A 21891-nucleotide genomic window follows, 5' to 3' on the forward strand; every position below is an offset into this window, starting at 1 on the left:
CACGGTAGCGCCCTGGCACCCTATGAAGGAAGGAACACCATGCTTTATCCGAGTGAAGAACTGCTGTATGCCCCGGTTGAATGGCACGATTGCAGCGGTGATTTTGTCGATATTCTCTACCATAAATCGACGGACGGCATTGCCAAAATCACCATTAACCGTCCGCAGGTGCGCAACGCATTCCGTCCGCTGACGGTAAAAGAGATGCTCCAGGCGCTGGAAAATGCCCGCTACGATGACGGTATCGGCGTGATTATTCTTACCGGTGCCGGTGACAAAGCATTCTGTTCCGGTGGCGATCAGAAAGTGCGCGGCGATTACGGCGGCTATCAGGATGACAGCGGTGTTCATCACCTCAATGTGCTGGATTTCGAGCGCCAGATTCGTACCTGCCCGAAACCGGTTGTGGCGATGGTTGCAGGGTACTCCATCGGTGGTGGCCATGTGCTGCACATGATGTGCGATCTGACCATCGCGGCTGAAAATGCGATTTTCGGGCAAACCGGTCCGCGCGTCGGTTCCTTTGACGGCGGGTGGGGCGCTTCTTACATGGCGCGTATCGTGGGTCAGAAGAAAGCGCGAGAAATCTGGTTCCTGTGCCGCCAATACGATGCTGCTCAGGCGCTGGATATGGGATTGGTCAACACCGTTGTGCCGTTGGCGTCCCTGGAAAAAGAAACGGTGCGCTGGTGTCGCGAAATGCTGCAAAACAGTCCGATGGCGTTACGCTGCTTGAAAGCGGCACTCAATGCTGATTGCGACGGTCAGGCAGGGCTGCAGGAACTGGCTGGCAACGCGACCATGTTGTTTTACATGACGGAAGAAGGGCAGGAAGGCCGTAACGCCTTCAACGAGAAACGTCAGCCTGACTTCGGCAAATTCAAGCGTAATCCATAATGCGTAGCGCGTCGGTTTATCGCTATAGCGTTCCGATGGACGCAGGCGTGGTGTTGCGTAATCAGCGCCTAAAAACCAGAGAGGGGCTGATCCTGCACGTGCGCGATGGCGCGCACCAAGGCTGGGGCGACGTCGCCCCATTGCCGGAATTCAGTCAGGAAACGCTGCCACAAGCGCAGGCCGCCCTGTGTGCTGCGCTGACACAGTGGAAAACGGGAGACGTGTCGGATGACGCCGGATTGCCACCGTCGGTGGCGTTCGGGCTCAGCTGTGCGCTTGCCGAGTGCGATGCGCGCTTGCCACAGGCTGCTGATTACCGCAAAGCGCCGTTGTGCAGCGGCGATCCGGATGAGCTGTTTGCACTGCTGCAAGACATGCCGGGCGACAAAGTGGCGAAAATCAAGGTTGGGCTTTACGAAGCGGTGCGTGACGGCATGATCGTCAATGTGCTGCTGGAAGCGCTGCCGGATTTGACGCTGCGGCTGGATGCCAACCGCAGTTGGACGCGCGTCAAGGCTGATGGCTTTGCGCGCTATGTGGCACCGGAACTGCGTTCACGCATTGCGTTTCTTGAAGAGCCGTGCAAAACCCGTGAAGAATCCCGCGCTTTTGCGCGTGACACCGGTATTGCTATCGCTTGGGATGAGAGCGTACGTGAGGCCGATTTTCGCGTGCAGGCGGAGCCCGGCGTAAGTGCGATTATCATCAAACCGACGCTGGTGGGCAGTCTGGCACGCTGCGAGCAATTGGTGCGTGAAGCGCATCAGGCCGGTTTGACGGCGGTAATCAGTTCCAGCATTGAGTCGAGTTTGGGGCTGACGCAATTGGCACGTATCGCCCAGTGGTTGACGCCGAACGTGGTTCCCGGTCTGGATACGCTGGATCTGATGCAGGAACAGGTGGTGCGCGCCTGGCCGGACAGTGTGCTGCCGCTGCAATCGTTGGAATCACTGGATAAGGTATGGCAGGCATAACGGACTGGCCCTGGCGATATTGGGCCGCGCGTAAACCGCAGGCGTTGGCGCTGACGGTGGAAGCGCAGCCATGGAGCTGGCAACGGCTGGCATCGCATTGCACTGCCCTTGCCGCCGATTTTTCCCGGCAAGGGGTCAACCCTGACGATATCGTGGCGCTGCGTGGGAAAAACAGTGCCGCGATGCTATTCAGCTATCTGGCGTTGCTGCAATGCGGTGCGCGGGTGTTGCCGCTGAATCCGCAATTGCCAGCGGCGCTGCTGTCTACGCTGCTACCCTCGCTTGGCGTGGCGCATTTTCTTTCTGTCGCACCGTCCGACGCTGATTTTCCGCTGTCATGCAATCTGCTTCATTATCCCGATAAGGTTACCGATGAGACGCCGCCAGAACGGCAATCCCCTGCATGGCAGGCCTCACGCCTTGCCACACTGACGCTGACCTCCGGTTCCAGCGGGCTGCCGAAGGCCGTGGTGCATGCGTTCTCCGCCCATATTGCCAGTGCGCAAGGGGTGATTGAACTGATGGCCTTTACCGCGCAGGACAGTTGGCTGCTGTCGTTGCCCTTATTTCACGTATCCGGGCAGGGCATTGTCTGGCGCTGGTTGACGGCGGGGGCGCGACTGGTGCTGCGCAGTGCACAACCGCTCGAGCACGCGTTGCAGGATTGCTCGTATGCCTCACTGGTGCCGACGCAGTTGTGGCGGTTGTTGGCGCAAGGCACTTTGCCAGATTCGTTAAGCGCGGTATTGCTCGGCGGTGCGGCGATCCCGCTAGAACTGACTCAGCAGGCCGAGGCGCGCGGCATTCGTTGCTGGTGCGGCTATGGCATGACGGAAATGGCCTCTACGGTCTGTGCCAAGCGGGCCGATGGCCAAGCTGGCGTCGGTCTTCCTTTGCTGGCGCGAGAAATCGCCGTGCAGGATGGGGAGATTCTGCTGCGTGGTGACAGCATGGCCGCAGGGTACTGGCGTGATGGTGCATTGCTGCCGCTCACTGACAGCGACGGTTGGTTTCATACGCGCGACAGCGGCGTATTCCAATACCATGAGTTGCACGTGCTGGGGCGTTTGGATAATCAGTTCTTCAGCGGTGGTGAAGGTATTCAGCCGGAAAATATTGAAGCGCTGCTGCTGGCACACCCTAAGGTTAGACAAGCGTGTGTGGTGCCGGTGTCGGATGCCGAATTCGGTCAGCGCCCGGTGGCCGTGATCGATGTCTCCCCTGAGGTGACGCTCACGGCGATCTGCGACTGGCTCACGCCGCAGTTGGCGGGCTTTCAACGCCCAGTCGCCTACTACGCTTTGCCCACCGAATTACAAGGCGGTGGCATCAAAATTGCGCGGGTGCAGGCCTGGGCGGAAAAAATCTACCGTAATGGCGCGAATTAAGCGGCTTTTTTACACGTTCGTTGATGATATTAATGCAATTTGTTGCTGGTCACCGGGGCTGATTCAGGTAAAATCCCTCAGATGCGATGTTTTGCTTGTATACCGTCATACTTCACGTTGCAGGTGCGTTGGCTGCGCTCACTCGAATCACCTACCTGAGTAAGCGCATCGGGATGGATGAACCTCATCCCTGCGTGTCAGCGCTTGCTGCCTTCCTGAAACGCGAATTATTTAGGGTATAGCGTTTAATGATCGATTTAAGGATAAACACAATGAAAAAGATTGCGATTGCCCTGGCAGGCAGCTTGCTGCTGGCAACAGCGACGGCTCAGGCTATCAGCCTTTCCGGGGAAGCGGGCGATGACTATGCGGGCGCGAGCGCGGGCTTTGGTCTGGGCGTTCCTGGTCTCGGTGCTAACGTCAGTTACAGTCATGGTAAAGACAATAATGACGTGTACGGTTTCGGCTTGGGCTATACGTTGCCGCTGGGCGCGGTATCACTGACGGTGGGTGGCAAAGCGCTCTATTTGAACCAGCAACACGCGACCGATGGTTACGGTGTGGCGCTGGGCGGTGGGTTGCAGTTCCCGATCAACCGTTATTTATCCCTGTATGGTGAAGGGTATTATGCGCCGGATGCGTTCTCCAGCCATATCGATCACTATGTAGAAGCTAAGGGTGGCGTGCGCTGGCAGGTATTGCGTCCGCTGAACCTGGATCTTGGCTACCGTTATATGAATATCGGTGGTGAAAGCGGTCGCTCTGATAACAAAGTGGCCGATACGTTCTACCTGGGCGCAGGCTTTACTTTCTAAGCCAACGCGTAGCGTTATAAAAAACGGGTGTTCGCAGCAGCGGCACCCGTTTTTGTTGGGGGGTAGTGAGCCCTAATGGGATAGGCGATCAGCCGACCGTTGGTAGCCAGCCACTCGCCATGGCGCATTGGATGGCAATAATGCCGATACCGCATAAAAACACCAGCAGTAGCGCCGGTGTACCGCCCGGCGTCGATCTACCTACCTGATGGTGTTGCCGCACGCGCCAACTGAGCAGCGCCGGAATTAACAACGCCAGCACCGCGAGCGCAATGGCGGCATACCCCAGCGCCATGACAAATCCTTGCGGATAGAACAGTGCAAAAATCAGCGGTGGCAGAAATGTCAGGACACCGGTTTGTAGTCGTCCACGCGCCGTGTTCTTGCGTTTGAACAAATCGGCAAGATAGTCAAACAGGCCAAGCGCTACGCCAAGGAAGGAGGTTGCCAGCGCCAGATCGGCGAAAAGGTGGACCGCAACTTCTACGTGCGGGGAGGCAACCAACGTTCGGATCGCGTGCATCAACCCATTTAAACCGGCTTGCTGCGCCAGGATTGCTGTGAAGGTGTTGCCACTCAGCGCGCCAAGTGTTGCCAATTGCCAGAACAGATACACAAACAGCGGGATGGCGCTACCGATGATAAAGATACGGCGCAGCTTGCGACTGTCTCCCCCCATATAATGCACAATGCTGGGAATGCTGCAGTGAAAGCCAAACGACGTCAGCACCACAGGCAGTGCGGAGAGCGTGAGCCCTTGTTGCAGCGGGAGCGTCAGCAGGTTCTGTTTTTCGACGTGCGGAATCATCATCCCCAGCATGACCAGCAGCATTAGTAATTTTCCGCTAAACAGCACACGGTTAAAGAAATCGACCGATGTGGTGCCGATGCATACCACGCTGCCCGCTAACAGGGTAAACAGCAGGATACCCGCAGAGGATGGAAGCGCGTAGCCACTCCACTGGTGCAGGCTGCTTGCCAGCAGTTCGCCTGCACCACTGATATAGGCGGCGGTGAGGGCATACATCAAAAACAGCATGCTAAAGCCGGTGAGCCATTGGCCCCACTGACCCAGATAAATTTTAGCCAGCGTGCCCAAACCGGTATGGGACGGCTGATATTGATAGACTTCGACCAGTAATAACGCGCTGTAGCACATCAACAGCCACAGGCTCAACAAGATAGCGAAGGTCACGCTGAAACCCACGCCGGAGGTTGCCAACGGCATGGCGAGCATACCTGCGCCAATAGTGGTGCCCGCAACGATAAATATGCTGCCAAATGTACGATTTTTCACCCTTTCTCCTGAGTGTGATGCTATCTCTTTTTCTTATGGCTGCGCAGACTAGAGTATTCCGTAAAGTATGTCAAAACGTCGTTACGACGGCTGTAAAGCTGGCGTTACGATTTAGGCGCTTTCACAAAAAGTGTGCGGCGGTGAGCGCAGCGATTGTCTTTCTGAGAGGGAATTTTTACAGTGAAAGAAAAACACAGGAATAGCACATGCTGAGGGTGGAGATGTTGTGTACCGGAGACGAAGTGCTCCACGGACAAATTCTGGATACTAACGCGGCCTGGTTGGCGGATTACCTGTTTGAACAAGGCATCCCGATGACCAGCCGAATGACGGTCGGTGATAAGCTGGAAGAATTGGTGGCGGCGCTGACGCAACGTAGTCAGATTGCAGATGTGCTGATTGTGAACGGCGGCTTGGGGCCGACCAGTGACGATCTGAGCGCGTTAGCGGCCGCAACGGCAGTGGGCGAAGGGCTGGTAGAACACCCTGAGTGGATTGCGCGCATGGAGGCATTTTTCACTGAGCGCGGACGTGTAATGGCCCCGAGCAACCGTAAACAGGCGCAGATTCCGGCCAGTGCCGAGGTGGTGGATAACCCGATAGGGACAGCGTGCGGGTTTATGTTAACGCTGAACCGTTGTTTGATGTTCTTTACGCCCGGCGTACCGTCCGAATTTAAACGGATGGTAGATGAGCAGATTGTGCCGCGTCTGCGCGAACGTTTTTCTGTGACATCTGCGCCGCTGTGTCTGCGCTTGACCACTTTTGGTCGCTCAGAGAGTGATTTGGCAAACCAGCTCGACAGCCTGCCGCTGCCGGAGGGGGTGGTGTTGGGCTATCGTTCTTCCATGCCGATCATTGAACTGAAGCTGACCGGCCCGGCGTCTCAGCGAGCCGCAATGGAATCCGCATGGGAGACGGTACGCGCGGTGGCGGGGGAAAACTCCTTGTTCGAAGGGACGCAAGGTTTGCCGGCCCAACTGGCGCAGCGTTTGACTGAGAAAGATTTGACGTTGACCGTCGGGGAGTCATTTACCGCTGGCCTGCTCCATTGGCAACTGAATGCCGCACAGGTGCCGCTTAATGGTGGTGCGCTGTGGTCGCAAACGCCGTTTGCTTCGTTGACCGTGCTGGCAGAGGTAGCAAACCGCTTGGCTGACGAGCATCAGTCTTCGCTGGCGCTGGTGGTGAGCGATCGTCAGGACGATCGTTTGTCCCTTGCATTGCATACACCGCAGGGCACCTTTGCTCAGGCGATTTCGTTTAATGTGACGCGCTATAGCCTGCAAACCCATCAGGAAGTGGTTGCCATGCTGGCGATGAACATGCTGCGCCGCTGGTTGAACGGCTGGTCACCGTACGGTGGGCATGGGTGGATCACAGTGGTGGAAACATTAGGGTAGGCACCCTAGGTGCAAAAGCGATTTAGGTGAGTGACGGGGATGTTTTCGTGCGCGAAGAACGCAGTGGTTCTCTGCTACTTGCGTAGCTCGCGCCCGACGAGGGGTGTGCAGTCGCCCACACCCCTCGACCCCGCGCTTTTTGCGCAATGATGCCGCTGCGCGGTACCTTCGCAAACGGGGTCGCTGGACGGACCGCGCCTGACGTGCTCCCGGCACGGCAGGCGCTTTCGCCGCATCCCTGCGGCTCATCCTGGCGTCCCCTTATTGCTCAGCATCATTGGACGCGGGGGAGATCAAGACCTTAAAACCTCATACAACAGTGCGGATTAATACAGTAGCGCGTAAAGTTGGCGTCTGTAGCGTGAAGCGAGCGCATCGCCAGTCCCCAGTGCCGCCAGAATATCCATCATGGTTTTACGGGCGTTGCCGTCGGCGGCAGCCAGATCTTTTTTCAACATCACCATCAGGCTTTCCAGCGCTTCTTCGTTACGTACTACCTGATGCAACTGCAACGCCAGTTTCACTGCCAGTTCCGCGTTGGTGGGGTCGGCTGCAAGCTGTTGCTGTAACTGCTGGATCTCTGGCGTATCGGCGGCTTGCTTGAGCAATTCAATCTGTGCCACCAGACTGTGATAACGCGTGTCCTGATCCTGCAACGGGATGGTGTCCAGTACCGCTTGTGCATCGTCGCTGCGGTTCAATTGAATCTGGACTTCGGCCAGCATCAGGCCGATATCGCTGCGCTGCTGGCTCAACTGCCAGGCGTCTTTCAACAGCGTCAGCGCCGCCGGGAGATTGCCTTCCTGAATACGCTGCTGCGCTTCTGCCACTTTCAGCTCTTCTTCACGCGGCAACACCCGTTGCAGCAGTTCGCGGATCGCTTCTTCAGGCTGCGGACCTTGGAAACCGTCCAGCGGCTGGCCGTCTTTAAACAGATAAACCGTCGGAATGGCGCGCAGACCAAACTGGGCCGCAACGCGCTGCTCGGCATCACAATCGACCTGGGCCAGAATAAACTGACCGGCATACTCCTGTGCCAGTTTGTGCAGCACCGGCGTGAGTGCCTGGCAGTGTTGACTGCGCTCTGACCAGAAATAAAACAGCACCGGCAGTTGCATGGATTGTTCCAACAACTGGTGCAGGTTGGTCTCATTAACATCCATCACGCTCGCGTAATGGGCTGTGTTGGCATTAGGGTCTAGCATGGCAGTCTCTCTCATCCGTTTCAGGGATATACCCGTCATACTTCACGGTGCAGGTGTGTTGGCTGCGTTCGCGCACCCGAATCACTTACCTCAGTAAGATCATCGGGATTCACTCACGTGCGGCCTTCCTGCAACGCGAATTATTTAGGGTATAAATGGGGGCGAATAACGCCATTTCAAGCGGTGTAACGTTCATCGTTCCGCCGTATTGCGCGCGGAATCGTGATGGCTATGGGTCAATAGTATATGCCGTTAATCAAGAACGGGTACGCAATATCCCATCCAGCCAGCGGGCGGGCAGCAGGCGGCGCAGTACGGTAAGCGCATGTGCTACCAGCTTAACCGGGTAGCGCAGTTTGGGGCGCGGACTTTCCAGCGCATGGCGCAATTTGGGAAGTATTGCTTCGGGCGGTAGGGTAAAACGTCGGGCGATACCGGGATTAGTGACAGGCGCTTCCGCCTGCATTTGCGATACGTTATCGGTAAAGCGCGTGGCAATCGGTCCGGGTTCTATCAGGCTGACCAGTAATCCACTGCCGTGCAACTCCATACGCAGCGTATCCGACCAGGCTTCCAGCGCGTATTTGCTGGCGGCGTAGGCACCGCGTCCCGGTGTGGCGACAAACCCCATCACGGAGCTGGTTTGGATAATACGTCCTTCGCCGTGCGGCAGCATGGCCGGCAGCAAGCGCTGTGTCAGTTGGTGCGTGCCGAACAGGTTACTGGCGAACTGTTGTTCGAGTTGCTGACGCGAAAGGGTGTTTAATGGGCCATAAACCCCGTAGCCAGCGTTATTAAACAGCCCGTACAGTCGATTGCCAGTCAATGCGATAACCTGCTCAGCCGCGGCATCCACGCTGTCGGGATCGTCTAAATCCAGTGCGATCCCTTCAAGTCCCAGCGTGCTCATGCGTTGCACATCTTCGGCGCGGCGGCAGGCGGCCAACACCCGGTAGCCGCGCTGGCGTAAGTCTACTGCCGCAATCAAACCAATACCGCTGGAGCAACCGGTAACCAAAACCGTTTTTTGCATAACTTTACCTAAGTAAAAAGCCCTATTTTTCAAGAGTCGTGGTTAACTAGCAATAAGACGCAAATAAGCGGTCACAGGTTCACTAACGGTTTAAGCTGTTTTGCCATCCAGTCGGCAATGAACGGCTGCGCTTCGCGCGTGGGATGGATACCATCGTCTTGCATCCATTCAGGTTTAAGATAAACCTGTTCCATAAAGAACGGCACCAGCGGGATGGAAAATTGCTGCGCCAGTCGCGGGTAAATAGCGCTGAACGTGGTGGTATAGCGCTGACCGTAGTTGGCAGGCAGGCGGATTTGCATCAGCAAGGGCTGCGCGTTAGCCGTTTTCACCTGATTGATGATGGTGGTCAGGTCCTGTTCGATGGTCGGTGGTGGGAAGCCGCGCAGGCCATCATTACCGCCCATTTCAATCAGCACCCAGCGTGGTTGATGTTGTTGCAGCAGTGCCGGTAAGCGCGCCAGCCCTTGTGATGCGGTATCGCCGCTGATGCTGGCGTTGACGATTGTGATGCCGTCAGGGCTCGCTTTTTGCCATTGCTCATTGAGCAGGGCGGGCCAAGCGGAAGCGGCGGGCATGCGATAGCCCGCGCTCAGGCTGTCTCCCAATACCAGGAGCGTTTCCGCCGCAAAGGCGCGGGCGCTGAGTAATCCCAGCAGCAAAAGGATGTAGATATGTCTTTGAATGGCGTCTCTTCGGCAGCCACCGCGTCGGCGGAAAATATTCTGGAAGTTCATCATTTAAGTAAGCACGTCGGTCAGGGTGAACATCGGCTTTCCATCCTCACCGGAGTTGAGCTGGTTGTCAAACCCGCGCAGTCGATTGCACTGATCGGTGAATCCGGTTCGGGCAAATCAACGCTGCTGGGAATACTCGCTGGGCTGGATGACGGCAGTGAAGGTGATGTCAAACTGCTCGGCGAATCGTTGGGGGCCCTGGATGAAGATGGGCGTGCTGCACTGCGTGCCCGCGATGTCGGATTTGTGTTTCAGGCATTTATGTTGGTGCCGACGCTGAATGCGTTGGAAAATGTGCATTTGCCTGCACTGCTACGCGGTGAAAGTGATGCACAAAGCCGTGCGCAGGCAGAACAGTTGTTGCGTCAATTGGGACTGGGCGAGCGTTTGCACCATTTGCCCGCGCAGCTATCCGGCGGTGAGCAACAGCGTGTTGCCATCGCGCGTGCCTTTAGCGGGCGGCCCAGAGTGCTGTTTGCGGATGAACCGACCGGCAATCTGGATCGCAAAACCGGCGAACGTATTGTGGATTTGTTGTTTTCTCTAAATCGTGATTACGCCACCACGCTGATCCTGGTTACCCACGATGAGCAGTTAGCTGCACGCTGCGAACGGCGTTTGCGCCTGTTGGACGGCAAATTGCAGGAGGTGGCATGATCTGGCGCTGGTTTTGGCGGGAGTGGCGATCCCCGTCGCTGCTGATCGTGTGGCTAGCGTTAACGCTGGCGGTGGCGTGTGTGCTGGCGTTGGGCAATATCAGCGATCGCATGGAGAAAGGGCTAAGCCAGCAAAGCCGTGATTTTCTGGCGGGCGATCGCGTGCTGAGCGCTGCACGTCCGGTCGATGAAGATTGGTTGCAAACGGCACAGCAACAAGGGTTGACGGTCAGTCGCCAGGTGTCATTCATGACCATGACCTATGCGGGCGAACAGGCCCAGTTGGCGCGCGTCAAGGCGGCGGACGATCGCTATCCGCTCTACGGCCAGCTCCAGACACGTCCGGAAGGGTTACATCCGGTGCCTGGCTCGGTATTGGTGGCTCCGCGACTGCTGGCATTACTGGGATTGAAGGTCGGGGATAACCTCGATGTTGGCGATACTACGCTGCGAATCGCCGGGGAACTGATTCAGGAGCCGGACGAAGGGTTTAATCCGTTTGATACCGCCCCGCGCGTGTTGATGAGCAGCGCCGATGTGGAAAAAACCGGTGCGATACAGCCGGGTGGGCGCATTACCTGGCGCTATATGTTTGCCGGTGATCAAGCGCGTATCACGCTGTTTGGCGATTTTATCAAACCGTTGCTGAAACCGGATCAGCGCTGGTATGGCATGGAAGACAGCGACGGGGCATTGAGTAAGTCTCTGCAACGCTCGCAGCAGTTTTTACTGCTGTCGGCGTTGTTGACACTGCTGTTATCCGTTGCGGCGGTGGCCGTTGCCATGGGGCACTATTGCCGCAGCCGCTACGATTTGGTGGCGGTACTCAAAACGCTGGGCGCGGACAAAGGTGCACTGCGGCGTTTGATTGTCGGGCAATGGGTGTCGGTGCTGGCGCTGGCTGGCGTGTGCGGCAGCCTGGTCGGGCTGGGTTTTGAAGCGATACTCACGCGTTTGTTAGCGCCGGTGCTGCCCACCGCGTTGCCTGCGGCAGGGCTGTGGCCGTGGGTATGGGCATTGGGATCGCTGGTGGTGATTTCGCTGCTGGTGGGGCTACGTCCATATCGCCTGCTGCTGGCGACCCAGCCGCTGCGGGTGCTGCGTCAGGATATCACGGCGAACGTCTGGCCGCTGCGTTACTATCTGCCCGCCGTGGCGCTGATTGTGGTGGCCGGCTTGGCACTGCTCTCTGGCGGCGGCATGTTGCTGTGGGCGTTGCTCGGCGGCACGGCCGTGCTGGCGCTGTTGCTGGGCGTTGTAGGCTGGGGGGGCTGTTGGTGTTGCGTCGGCTGACGGTCAAGCATTTGCCGCTGCGTCTGGCGGTTAATCGACTGTTGCGTCAGCCGTGGTCCACCCTGAGCCAACTGGCGGCGTTTTCTCTGTCGTTTATGTTGCTGGCGTTGCTGCTGGTGATGCGCGGCGATCTGTTGGAGCGCTGGCAGCGTCAGTTGCCGCCGGAAAGCCCTAACTTTTTCTTGCTGAATATCGCGCCACCTCAGGCGGCACCACTGAAAACGTTCCTTGAACAGCACGCGGTGAAACCGGAAGCGTTTTATCCGATCATTCGTGCGCGCTTGACGGCGATTAACGGTCAGGTTGCGACCGAGCGTATACACGAAAACGATCCGGGTGCTAATACCGTTAACCGCGAACTGAACCTGACGTGGATGGAGGGCTTACCCGATCACAACGTGCTGACGGCCGGGCAAGCGCCGAAAGCGGGGGAAGTCTCGATGGAAGCGAATGAGGCGCAGGAGATGGGGATCACGCTCGGCGATACCCTGACCTTCACCGGCGACACGCAGCCTTTTAGCGCCACGGTGACCAGCTTCCGTCGCGTGGATTGGGAGAGCCTGCGGCCGAACTTCTTCTTTATTTTCCCGCCCGGTGCGTTGGATGCACAGCCGCAATCGCTGCTGACCAGTTTCCGCCACGACGGTGATGACAAACTTATCGTGCAGCTTAACCGTCAATTTCCCACGGTCAGTGTGCTGGATGTGGGCACGATGCTGCGCCAGATTGGTCAGGTATTGCAGCAGGTGAGTCGTGCGCTGGAAGTGATGGTGGTGCTGGTCTTGTTCTGCGGCATACTGCTGCTGTTGGCGCAAATTCAGGTTGGCATGCGTCAGCGGCGTCAGGAGTTGATGGTGTATCGCACGCTGGGGGCCGGACGTCGCTTGCTGCGTGGCACCTTGTGGTGCGAGTTTGCTGCATTGGGGCTGATGTCGGGGGTAGCGGCCGCCATTGGCGCGGAAGTGGCGCTGTGGCTGTTACAACGCAAAGTGTTTGATTTCCCCTGGGAGCCTAATGTGGTGATGTGGGGGGCACTGCCACTCAGTGCCGCCTTGCTACTGTCGCTGTGCGGCGGTTGGCTGGGACTGCGGCTGTTAAGCGGTAAAGCGTTGTTTCGGCAATTCTCAGGGTAGTCTGGCCGTTGATATGTTGGCGCCATTGGCTCTGTTGTAGGTATTAATTAGCGTTGAGCCATGGCGCCATCCACAAAATAAATACGCGTTATGGGATGGCGTTATTTAACCGGTTAATGGTGTCAATCGGAAGGTTGATAGGTGATAAGATTTATATTGATCCCCATTTTGTTATTTGGGTCATTGGAGGGGGTTAGCATGATGCCTTGACAGTTTTCTGGGGAGAGGGTTATCTTTTTTTGTTTCGATATTGAAAAGAGTAGCGGTATGCAAAATTTTTTCTTGGGATAAAGTATGTCTATTTCCATATTCCCCGCATTATTGGATATAGAGATGGTTTTATCTGCTGATGATTTTACACTACTGAGTTGCTTTATGAGATTGTTATCACTTTTCTTATCTGCGTGGCGAGTTGTGGTAATCGGGTTGGTCAGTAAAGAATAGCGATTATTGGCATTTGGAATTAATGGCATGCTTATCTCCTTCGTTGAGTTTTGATAGTAATTTTTATGGCAGAGAGTCGTGAATCATAAAGCGTTCTTGTTTGATGAATGGTATTTTTTGAGCAGTAATATGTTATTTCCCCGATGCAAGGCTAACGTCGTCTCAATGGCATGTGCTGTAAGTGGAAAGCTCAGGTGCTCTTTCTGTCAACGTGATATAAAAGTCGGCAGGTTATGACCGGGGGGAATAGCCGACGATCCTGAATCAGGACAACCGGCTTTAAATCGAAGATTTAGATAAGTAACCTGTTAGCGTGTAATATCGGCTTCCGGTGACGGTTTTTCTGACGCCGCATTCGCTTTATACCGCTCCATATACTGGTGCTGGAAAACGCACATGCGAATGGTATTGCGGTATTCGCCGTTGATGAAAAACTCGTGGCGCAATTCGGCTTCGACTTCAAAGCCCAGCTTGGCATAAATATGGATAGCCTTGGTGTTCTCTTTATCGACAATCAGGTACAGCTTGTACAAATTCAGCACGGAAAACCCATAATCCATTGCCAGCTTGGCGGCGGCACTGGCATAACCACGCCCCTGATAGGCAGGGTCGATAATAATCTGGAATTCAGCGCGGCGGTGGATATGGTTGATTTCCACCAACTCGACCAGACCTACCCGATTTTTTTCAAACTCGATGATAAAGCGCCGCTCGCTTTGGTCGTGAATGTGCTTGTCGTAGAGATCGCACAATTCCACAAAGGCTTCATAGGGCTCTTCAAACCAATAACGCATCACGCTGGCATTATTATCCAACTGATGGACAAAATTGAGATCCTCTTGTTCCAGAGGCCGTAAACGCACGATATTGCTCGCGCCAGACATGTTTCCTCCCATTACCTGTTTGCCACATGGCAACACGATGAGTATAGCCTGCTTTGTTCGCAGAACCACCGTTTGCGAGGGGGAAGGTAATAACCGCGCCCTTATCGTTAAGATCACAGGGCGCGGCATAGCGCGATTAAAAATCTACGCTGGCGCGCAGCAGCACCTGACGTGGTTCACCCACCGCCACGCGCAGGTTGTTGCCGCTGGACGGGTAGTAGGTTTTATCAAACAGGTTCTTCACGTTCATCTGCCATTTTACCTTGTAGCCATTAAACGGCACGGTATAGGCTACAAAAGCGTCAGCAACGGTGTAATCATCGAGGTAGAAGCTGTTGGCCGCATCTCCCGCACGACGACCGACGTAGCGAGCACCGGCACCTGCGCGCAGGTCGTCTCCGGCATGCCAGCCAAGCGACCCGAAATCTTGCGTCAGGAACAGCGCGGCAGTGTGGCGAGCGGCGTTAGTCATTTCGTTACCGTTATTTTTCGGATCGGCCACCACACGCGCATCAGTAAAGGCGTAACTACCGATCAGGCTCAGGGAATCGGTGAGCTTACCGGCCATGTCCAGCTCAATACCCTGTGAATGTACTTTGCCTGAGGTGCGTGTCACTGTTTCAGTGCCGATGGTTTCATCCACCATCACGTTACGTTTCACGATATCGAACAGCGCCAGGTTAGCGGTGATACGGTCCGGCAGATCGATTTTGGTGCCCACTTCATAAGAACGGCCCAGTTCAGGAGGAAGTGCGCCGATTTGAGTGGCAATAGATGAATTGGGTTTGAACGATTCGCTGTAGCTGGCGTAGAGCGAACTGTTCGGTGTCAGGCTGTAGATAACGCCGGTGCGTGGTACCAGGCGGTGGTAGGAACCGTCGGTGTTGGTGACAAATGGGCGGCCTTTGCCTGCCATGACATCAAAGCTGTCGTAGCGTAACCCGCCCAGCAACTGCCAGCGTTCGTTCAGGCGCAGGGTGTCTTGCACGAAAAAGCCGGTGCTGTCGATATTCTCACGCTGGTCGCTGTCTTTGGCGCTGACTGTGGTGGACGCGGGCAGGGTGCCGTAGACCGGGTTGTAAATGTTGAAACCTGACGTTGCTGTGCCACGGATCATGTCGCCACGGAAGGTACGATCGGCTTCATAATCAACACCAAACAGCAGTTGATGGTTGATGCGTCCCCAGTCTACATCGCCATTCAGGGTCAGTTGGACGATTTGCGCCTGGCTGCGAGCGTCTGCCGTTGCATCCGCTTGACGGGTGAGTATTCCGGTCGCCGCGTTGAATTTGGTGGCGCGCGCCTGATTGTCGCTATAGCGGTTACGTGCATAGGAGTAGGCGAGGTTGCTTTTCCAGCGATCGTTAAGCGTTCGCTCCATCTGGAGCGTCACGGTGTCCTGATCGCCGCGCGTGGCGTTGTAATGCTCGTCAAAGCGGCGGTCGCGCGGTGTATTGACCGGCTTGCCGGTATTGGGATTGATGATGGTGCCGCGATCGAACGGTGTCAGGTATTCCTGATGTTCATAGGCAAGGCGCACCGTGGTGTCATCGCCATACCACATCACCGACGGTGCAACGGTGGTTTGGCGTTTGCGGCCAAAATTGCGCCAGTAATCGGTTTCACCGTGATCGACCAGCATGCGGTAAGCGAGACCGTTGTCCCCCAGTGGGCCGGTGACATCCACCTGACCGCCGCCCCCGTTAAAGCTGCTTTGCCAGCCTTCGATATGGGTTTTTTGAACCAGTTCCGGTTTTTTGCTGATGATATTGATTATGCCGCCGGGTTCACCCATGCCGTACAGCATCGAGGCGGGGCCTTTGAGGACCTCAACGCGGTCGCTGGTGGGGGTGAAGTTGCGGGCCTGAATCGAACGAATGCCATCGCGAAACAGCGACCCATCGCGATTGTCGCCAAATCCACGTTTGATCACCGCATCCTTCGTCCCCCCAAGCGTGTTGGCTTGGGTAATACCGCTGATGCTGTACAGCGCGTCGTCCAGCGTGCGTGCCGCCTGATCGCGTAATACCTGCGGCGGCACAACGTTAACCGCCTGCGGCACGTCGAGCAGACGAGCTTCGGTGCGGGTGCCCGTCACGCTTTTGTGCGGCTGATAGCTGCTGTCTGTATCGGCGGCGGCGCGGTCAGATTGGGTGACCACCATGGTATCTTCCTGCGCGCTCGATGAGGAAGCGTGCGAACCCAGTGGCAACAACGCGATAAGTGGCCAGCCGCGACGGATAAAATTAGCGTTCATGTGCGATGTGACTCCAGAATGTCCCTGAAAATTCAATAGGTAAGAATTGTTGGTAGAGTTGTTTTAAGGTGTCTTGCGGTTGCAGATCGGCAAACAGATCGGGGTAAAGCGCTTTGGCAAACATCTCCACCATCACCACGTGATACGGGCTTAGGTAGAAGTTGTGCCACATACTCCAGGCGCGCCCCTGCTGCACGGCACGAAGGTGTGACAGAATGGGTTCGTGTTGTAGCAGGGTGGTAAAACTGTTTTGCGCTTGCTGCTCGGAAACGTCCGGGCCCAGCATCAGCGTTGAGAACCGCTTTCCTTCTGGCCCCGCCATGCCTGTGGCGATGTAGACATTCGGGTTGGCTGCCAGCACTTTTTCCGGGTTGAGTTCACCGTAGACGCGCTGAATACTGTCGGCTGCAATGTTATCGCCACCCGCAAAGGCTAACAGTTCACCGAGATTGCCACCGACCGCCGTGGTACAGCAGGTATCGCGGCGACCCAGATGCAGGTGCAACATCACGGTAGGCTTTTGCCCGTGATAGTGTGCCAGCCGTTGCGAAATGGCATCCATATGCTGCTGATAAAACGCGCTGAACGTGGCGGCACGCTCAGTGCGGTTCAGCACCTCGCCGAGTAAACGGATGCTGGGCAGGGTGTTTTTCAACAGTTCGACGCGCAGATCGACATAAATCACCGGGATGCCTGCGCGTTCAAGCGTTTGTTGTAGCGCCTCATCTTCCGTCGACGTTTTAGCCAGGCGCGGCAGGATGACCAGATCGGGCTTTAACGGCAGAATGGCTTCGGCATTCAGTGTGCGTGGGCCCCCATCGCCAAGACGCGGGATTTGTGCAATGGCAGGAAACGCAGCGGTGTATTTTTCCCAGCTTTGCGCATCGTAACGCGGCAGATCGCCGGGCCAGCCTACCACTCGCTGTGCCGGATTGCCGGGTTCCAGCAACGCAAGGGTATAGAGCAAACGGCTTTCGCCAAGAAAGAGGCGTGAAGGATTATCGGGAATCGCTACCTGGCGCCCCAGCAGATCGGTAACGGTCTTTCCCCAGGCGGTGGTGTTCGCCAACAGCAGCATGACCAGTAACGCTTTGGTCAGGAATAACGCACGCATAGTCGCCCTCTGCATAAAATCGAGCAGGGGAAGTTAATGAGTATGAGAGTGATTATCAATAATGCTAAGGCGGGGAAAGTGCGACAAAAAAATAATGTTGTTTTATATCATTAGGATGGTAATAATTTTGTAAATAAATAAAGTGTCGTTCAATGGGAACTTTCAGGGCGGCAGGGTTCTGCCGCCTGAACGTCAATGGGGATTTCCGCTATTCGGCAGCGTAGCCCTGTTTGGGAATACGCACGCCGTCAAGCCAGGCTTCGCCCTCGCGCATTTTAAGACGCCCTTCGGCAAACCAGTTCACCACCAGTGGATAGATGGTGTGTTCCTGGGTTTGTACCCGAGCGGCGAGCACTTCTTCCGTATCATCACTATACACCGGGACCTTGGCTTGCAGAATCAGAGGGCCGCCATCCAGTTCGTCAGTCACGAAATGAACCGAGGTGCCATGTTCCTTATCGCCCTTTTCCAGCGCTTTACGGTGGGTATGCAGGCCCGGGTACTTGGGCAGTAGGGAAGGGTGGATATTCAGCATTTTGCCTGCAAACAGCGCAACGAACTCCGGGCTGAGGATGCGCATATAACCTGCCAGTACCACCAGGTCCGGCTGGTATTGCGCCATCTCTTCTGCCATTGCGGCGTCAAAGGCGGCTCGGTCAGCAAACCCTTGCGGGTCGATGACATGAGCCGGAATGTCGGCTTCTTGCGCCAGCACCAGACCATAGGCTTCTGGATTGTTGCTGAACACGGCCGCGATATTCGCTTTGACGCGCTTGCGCGCGCAGGCGTCAATCAACGCCTGCAAGTTGCTTCCTTGACCTGAGAGCAAGACAACGATGTTTTTCATTAATTAATGACCACTGCGTCTCCGGCGTTAGCGGGTTGAATAACGCCAATTTTCCATGCGGTTTCACCCTGGCTAGTGAGGAATGCCACGGCTTCCTCTGCCTGTTCAGCAGGCAGTGCGATAATCATACCCACACCGCAGTTAAAAGTACGGTACATTTCGTGACGGCTGACGTTACCCGTCTGTTGCAGCCAGTTGAACACGGCGGGCCACTGCCAGCTGGATTCATCAATGTTGGCTTGCATGCCTTCCGGCAACACGCGCGGGATATTTTCCCAGAAACCGCCACCGGTCAGGTGAGCAATCGCGTGGACATCCACTTTTTCAATCAGCGCCAGAATAGATTTGACGTAGATTTTGGTCGGGGCCAGCAGATGATCGGCCAGCGATTTTCCTTCAAGCGTCGTCTGTTCCGGATCGGTTTGGCTTACTTCAAGAATCTTACGTACCAGCGAATAGCCGTTAGAGTGTGGGCCACTGGCTGCCAGTGCGATCAGAGTATCACCTGCCTGCACCTTACTTCCGTCGATGATCTCTGATTTTTCAACAACACCGACGCAAAAGCCCGCAACGTCGTAATCTTCACCGTGGTACATGCCGGGCATTTCAGCGGTTTCACCGCCGACCAGCGCACAGCCAGACTGCTTGCAGCCTTCGGCGATACCGGTGATCACGCTGGCGGCGGTATCGACATCCAGTTTCCCCGTGGCGTAGTAATCCAGAAAGAACAGCGGCTCGGCCCCTTGAACTACCAGGTCATTGACACACATGGCCACCAGATCGATACCGATGGTGTCGTGGCGTTTCAGAGCCATGGCAAGACGCAGCTTGGTGCCGACCCCGTCAGTACCGGAAACCAGAACCGGTTCACGGTATTTTTGGGGCAAGGCGCACAGGGCACCGAAACCGCCCAGACCGCCCATCACTTCAGGACGGCGGGTTTGTTTCACTACGCCTTTAATACGGTCTACCAATGCGTTACCAGCATCAATATCCACGCCTGCGTCTTTGTAGCTAAGAGAGGTTTTGTCGGTCACTGCGGAGTCCCCACGGAGAATACAATTGGTGGTGAGATAGCGAGCATATCCAGCCTGGTGGATCTACCCCTATCGAAGCGCGCTAATTCTAACAGCGAGAGCAATCGTTTGCGAGTGGTGTGTTGCCTGCTTTGCATTTTTCCTGTTCAATGAGAATTTCCCTGCCCGGTTGATCTGGATCAGGCTATAACCTGTAGCGCTTAAGCAAAAAAGCGGTATAATCCCGCGATTTTTTTTTATGATGGGCTGCCATGTTCGCCCTCGGCGCACCGATTCTGCGTCGTGAGGATATCCGTCCACTTTCTATAGGGGGAATAGAATGAAGGTCGTCGAGGTTAAACACCCGCTCGTCAAACATAAGCTTGGCCTGATGCGTGAAAACGATATAAGTACAAAACGCTTTCGTGAACTGGCATCCGAAGTCGGCAGCTTATTGACCTATGAAGCCACGGCCGATCTGGTCACTGAAAAAGTGACTATCGAGGGCTGGTGCGGTCCGGTGGAAGTCGATCAGATCAAAGGCAAAAGATTACCGTGGTGCCGATCCTGCGTGCCGGTCTGGGTATGATGGAAGGGGTACTGGAAAACGTACCGAGTGCGCGTATCAGCGTGGTGGGTATGTACCGCAATGAAGAGACGCTGGAGCCAGTGCCTTACTTCCAGAAGCTGGTCTCCAACATTGATGAACGTATGGCGCTGGTGGTGGATCCCATGCTGGCAACCGGTGGTTCGATGATTGCCACTATCGATCTGCTGAAGAAAGCGGGTTGCCAGAGCATCAAGGTATTGGTGCTGGTGGCGGCTCCGGAAGGGATTGCCGCGCTGGAAAAAGCGCACCCTGACGTTGAGCTGTATACCGCCTCGGTCGACAAAGGGCTCAACGAGCATGGCTACATCATGCCGGGTCTTGGTGACGCGGGCGATAAGCTCTTTGGTACTAAATAAGCCGTATCAGCCGACTGAGTAAGTCGGCTTTTTTTTGCGCCGGTTTCGCGGTGCAACGCGTATGACGGTTTTTCACCCATATTTCGCACGATTTTTATAATCAGCCTCGCTTCCCTACGCGGTGACGCGTGGGGGCGGCTGGGCTGTGATAACGATGCTGGACAAACCGGCTAACCACAACATCAAGTGACTTTTACAGAGGATATAAACGATGACTCGTCGCGCCATCGGGGTGAGTGAACGACCCCCCTTGCTACAAACCATCCCGCTGAGCTTCCAGCACCTGTTTGCCATGTTCGGCGCGACGGTGTTGGTGCCGATTCTGTTCAAAATCAACCCTGCGACCGTGCTGTTGTTCAACGGCATTGGCACGTTGCTCTATCTGTTTATCTGTAAGGGCAAAATCCCGGCATATCTGGGCTCCAGCTTTGCTTTTATTTCTCCGGTACTGTTGCTGCTGCCGCTGGGTTATGAAGTGGCGCTGGGCGGCTTTATCATGTGCGGCGTGCTGTTTTGCGTGGTGGCGCTGATTGTGCAACGCGCTGGCACTGGCTGGCTGGATGTGATTTTTCCCCCCGCGGCGATGGGGGCGATTGTTGCGGTCATCGGTCTGGAATTGGCCGGGGTTGCCGCGGGCATGGCCGGTCTGCTGCCTGCGGACGGCGTGTCAGTGGATAGCAAAACCGTGATCATTTCGCTGGTGACCTTAGGCGTTACCGTGCTGGGCTCTGTGTTGTTCCGTGGTTTTCTGGCTATCATTCCGATTCTGATCGGCGTGCTGGTGGGTTATGGCCTGTCGTTTGCCATGGGCGTGGTGGATTTCGCGCCTATCGCTCAAGCGCACTGGTTTGCTCTGCCGACCTTCTATTCGCCGCGTTTTGAATGGTTTGCCATTCTGACCATTCTGCCTGCTGCGCTGGTAGTGATTGCGAAGCACGTGGGTCACCTGGTGGTTACTGCCAATATCGTGAAAAAAGATCTGATGCGCGATCCTGGCTTGCATCGCTCGATGTTTGCCAACGGTCTTTCTACCATGATCTCCGGTTTCTTCGGTTCTACGCCGAATACCACTTACGGCGAAAACATTGGTGTGCTGGCGATCACCAAGGTCTACAGCACCTGGGTGATCGGCGGTGCGGCAATACTGGCGATTCTGCTCTCCTGTGTGGGCAAACTGGCGGCTGCGATTCAGGCGGTGCCGGTGCCGGTCATGGGCGGCGTTTCTCTGCTGCTGTACGGGGTAATCGGTGCTTCCGGTATTCGTGTGCTTATCGAATCCAAAGTGGATTACAACAAGGCACAAAACCTGATTCTGACCTCGGTTATCCTGATCATCGGGGTGAGCGGAGCGAAAGTGCACCTGGGCGCTGCTGAATTGAAAGGCATGGCATTAGCCACCGTAGTGGGTATTGCCCTGAGCCTGCTGTTCGCACTGATCAACCGTTTCAGAAGCGAAGAAGTGGTGTTGGATGCCGAAGATGATGCCGAGGAGACCTCGCGCGCGTCATAAATTGCGCATTGCTCTGGTTTCC

The 21891-nt window shown here is 55.8% G+C and carries 17 protein-coding genes and 2 pseudogenes; 9 read left to right on the forward strand and 10 right to left on the reverse strand.

All coding sequences use genetic code 11. The annotated features are described in order from the left end of the window. Positions 1-39 precede the first annotated feature (39 nt). The 4 genes from menB to K6K13_RS05885 all read left to right on the forward strand — a co-directional run bounded on the left by menB (position 40) and on the right by K6K13_RS05885 (position 4074). Complete coding sequence (gene menB / locus K6K13_RS05870) at positions 40-897, forward strand: 1,4-dihydroxy-2-naphthoyl-CoA synthase (protein ID WP_222159937.1); 858 nt, start codon at positions 40-42, stop codon at positions 895-897. After that, positions 897-1871 carry an o-succinylbenzoate synthase gene (menC, locus tag K6K13_RS05875; protein ID WP_222159938.1) on the forward strand — a complete coding sequence of 325 codons (975 nt, stop codon included), beginning with the start codon at positions 897-899 and terminating at the stop codon, positions 1869-1871. Before menB ends, menC begins: the two co-directional genes overlap by 1 nt. Then, complete coding sequence (menE, locus tag K6K13_RS05880) at positions 1859-3259, forward strand: o-succinylbenzoate--CoA ligase (RefSeq protein WP_222159939.1); 1401 nt, start codon at positions 1859-1861, stop codon at positions 3257-3259. The genes menC and menE overlap by 13 nt, the downstream gene beginning before the upstream one ends. 272 nt (positions 3260-3531) lie before the next feature. Beyond that, complete coding sequence (locus tag K6K13_RS05885; protein WP_222159940.1) at positions 3532-4074, forward strand: YfaZ family outer membrane protein; 543 nt, start codon at positions 3532-3534, stop codon at positions 4072-4074. Between the two features lie 88 nt (positions 4075-4162). On the opposite strand, the gene tyrP is transcribed toward K6K13_RS05885, so the two are convergent. After that, positions 4163-5371: a tyrosine transporter TyrP gene (gene tyrP / locus K6K13_RS05890; protein WP_222159941.1), complete on the reverse strand. Its 1209-nt coding sequence runs from the start codon at positions 5369-5371 to the stop codon at positions 4163-4165. A gap of 206 nt (positions 5372-5577) precedes the next feature. On the opposite strand from tyrP, the gene K6K13_RS05895 reads away from it, so the two are divergent. Then, the gene (locus K6K13_RS05895) at positions 5578-6774 is read left to right on the forward strand and encodes a nicotinamide mononucleotide deamidase-related protein YfaY (protein ID WP_222159942.1); all 1197 of its coding nucleotides are present in this window, start codon (positions 5578-5580) and stop codon (positions 6772-6774) included. A 326-nt stretch (positions 6775-7100) separates the two neighbouring features. On the opposite strand, the gene K6K13_RS05900 is transcribed toward K6K13_RS05895, so the two are convergent. The 3 genes from K6K13_RS05900 to tesA form a co-directional block, all read right to left on the reverse strand. Continuing rightward, positions 7101-7979, reverse strand: a complete 879-nt coding sequence (locus K6K13_RS05900; RefSeq protein WP_222159943.1) for a co-chaperone YbbN — start codon at positions 7977-7979, stop codon at positions 7101-7103. A 256-nt stretch (positions 7980-8235) separates the two neighbouring features. Then, a complete protein-coding gene (locus tag K6K13_RS05905; protein ID WP_222159944.1) occupies positions 8236-9012 on the reverse strand; it encodes an SDR family oxidoreductase in 777 nt (258 codons plus the stop codon). A 71-nt stretch (positions 9013-9083) separates the two neighbouring features. Then, complete coding sequence (gene tesA, locus K6K13_RS05910; RefSeq protein ID WP_252120494.1) at positions 9084-9749, reverse strand: multifunctional acyl-CoA thioesterase I/protease I/lysophospholipase L1; 666 nt, start codon at positions 9747-9749, stop codon at positions 9084-9086. Here tesA and ybbA point away from each other — a divergent pair. Together ybbA and ybbP are read left to right on the forward strand one after the other, a co-directional pair. Further along, entirely contained in the window at positions 9687-10406 is a 720-nt protein-coding gene (gene ybbA, locus K6K13_RS05915) for a putative ABC transporter ATP-binding protein YbbA (RefSeq protein WP_222159946.1), read from the forward strand. The genes tesA and ybbA overlap by 63 nt on opposite strands. After that, a pseudogene (gene ybbP / locus K6K13_RS05920) lies at positions 10403-12831 on the forward strand (putative ABC transporter permease subunit YbbP). Before ybbA ends, ybbP begins: the two are co-directional and overlap by 4 nt. 122 nt (positions 12832-12953) lie before the next feature. On the opposite strand, the gene K6K13_RS05925 reads toward ybbP, so the two are convergent. The 6 genes from K6K13_RS05925 to purM form a co-directional block, all read right to left on the reverse strand. After that, positions 12954-13304: a hypothetical protein gene (locus tag K6K13_RS05925; RefSeq protein WP_222159947.1), complete on the reverse strand. Its 351-nt coding sequence runs from the start codon at positions 13302-13304 to the stop codon at positions 12954-12956. 279 nt (positions 13305-13583) lie between these two features. Further along, on the reverse strand, positions 13584-14159 hold the full coding sequence (speG, locus tag K6K13_RS05930; protein WP_222159948.1) for a spermidine N1-acetyltransferase: 576 nt from the start codon (positions 14157-14159) through the stop codon (positions 13584-13586). Between the two features lie 136 nt (positions 14160-14295). Then, entirely contained in the window at positions 14296-16416 is a 2121-nt protein-coding gene (locus K6K13_RS05935; RefSeq protein ID WP_222159949.1) for a TonB-dependent siderophore receptor, read from the reverse strand. Then, positions 16406-17530 (reverse strand): ABC transporter substrate-binding protein, encoded by a 1125-nt coding sequence (locus K6K13_RS05940; RefSeq protein WP_222159950.1) that lies wholly within the window; start codon positions 17528-17530, stop codon positions 16406-16408. Before K6K13_RS05940 ends, K6K13_RS05935 begins: the two co-directional genes overlap by 11 nt. 208 nt (positions 17531-17738) lie before the next feature. Next, a complete protein-coding gene (purN, locus tag K6K13_RS05945) occupies positions 17739-18377 on the reverse strand; it encodes a phosphoribosylglycinamide formyltransferase (protein ID WP_222159951.1) in 639 nt (212 codons plus the stop codon). After that, positions 18377-19414, reverse strand: coding sequence for a phosphoribosylformylglycinamidine cyclo-ligase (purM, locus tag K6K13_RS05950; RefSeq protein ID WP_222159952.1), 1038 nt, complete (start codon positions 19412-19414; stop codon positions 18377-18379). Before purM ends, purN begins: the two co-directional genes overlap by 1 nt. Before the next feature lie 370 nt (positions 19415-19784). Here purM and upp point away from each other — a divergent pair. Then, positions 19785-20359: pseudogene (gene upp, locus K6K13_RS05955) on the forward strand (uracil phosphoribosyltransferase). Between the two features lie 211 nt (positions 20360-20570). Continuing rightward, complete coding sequence (gene uraA, locus K6K13_RS05960) at positions 20571-21869, forward strand: uracil permease (protein ID WP_222159953.1); 1299 nt, start codon at positions 20571-20573, stop codon at positions 21867-21869. The last annotated feature ends 22 nt before the right edge of the window (positions 21870-21891 follow it).

Source organism: Symbiopectobacterium purcellii (genome assembly GCF_019797845.1).
Classification (GTDB): domain Bacteria; phylum Pseudomonadota; class Gammaproteobacteria; order Enterobacterales; family Enterobacteriaceae; genus Symbiopectobacterium; species Symbiopectobacterium purcellii.

Bases quoted from the DNA above. Each gene is read 5' to 3' on its own strand.
- menB (WP_222159937.1), top strand. From the start codon at position 40: ATGCTTTATCCGAGTGAAGAACTGCTGTATGCCCCGGTTGAATGGCAC.
- purN (WP_222159951.1), bottom strand. From the start codon at position 18,377: ATGAAAAACATCGTTGTCTTGCTCTCAGGTCAAGGAAGCAACTTGCAG.
- tesA (WP_252120494.1), bottom strand. From the start codon at position 9,749: ATGAACTTCCAGAATATTTTCCGCCGACGCGGTGGCTGCCGAAGAGAC.
- uraA (WP_222159953.1), top strand. From the start codon at position 20,571: ATGACTCGTCGCGCCATCGGGGTGAGTGAACGACCCCCCTTGCTACAA.
- K6K13_RS05940 (WP_222159950.1), bottom strand. From the start codon at position 17,530: ATGCGTGCGTTATTCCTGACCAAAGCGTTACTGGTCATGCTGCTGTTG.
- K6K13_RS05900 (WP_222159943.1), bottom strand. From the start codon at position 7,979: ATGCTAGACCCTAATGCCAACACAGCCCATTACGCGAGCGTGATGGAT.
- menC (WP_222159938.1), top strand. From the start codon at position 897: ATGCGTAGCGCGTCGGTTTATCGCTATAGCGTTCCGATGGACGCAGGC.
- K6K13_RS05935 (WP_222159949.1), bottom strand. From the start codon at position 16,416: ATGAACGCTAATTTTATCCGTCGCGGCTGGCCACTTATCGCGTTGTTG.
- K6K13_RS05895 (WP_222159942.1), top strand. From the start codon at position 5,578: ATGCTGAGGGTGGAGATGTTGTGTACCGGAGACGAAGTGCTCCACGGA.
- ybbA (WP_222159946.1), top strand. From the start codon at position 9,687: ATGTCTTTGAATGGCGTCTCTTCGGCAGCCACCGCGTCGGCGGAAAAT.
- menE (WP_222159939.1), top strand. From the start codon at position 1,859: ATGGCAGGCATAACGGACTGGCCCTGGCGATATTGGGCCGCGCGTAAA.
- K6K13_RS05885 (WP_222159940.1), top strand. From the start codon at position 3,532: ATGAAAAAGATTGCGATTGCCCTGGCAGGCAGCTTGCTGCTGGCAACA.
- K6K13_RS05925 (WP_222159947.1), bottom strand. From the start codon at position 13,304: ATGCCATTAATTCCAAATGCCAATAATCGCTATTCTTTACTGACCAAC.
- K6K13_RS05905 (WP_222159944.1), bottom strand. From the start codon at position 9,012: ATGCAAAAAACGGTTTTGGTTACCGGTTGCTCCAGCGGTATTGGTTTG.
- speG (WP_222159948.1), bottom strand. From the start codon at position 14,159: ATGTCTGGCGCGAGCAATATCGTGCGTTTACGGCCTCTGGAACAAGAG.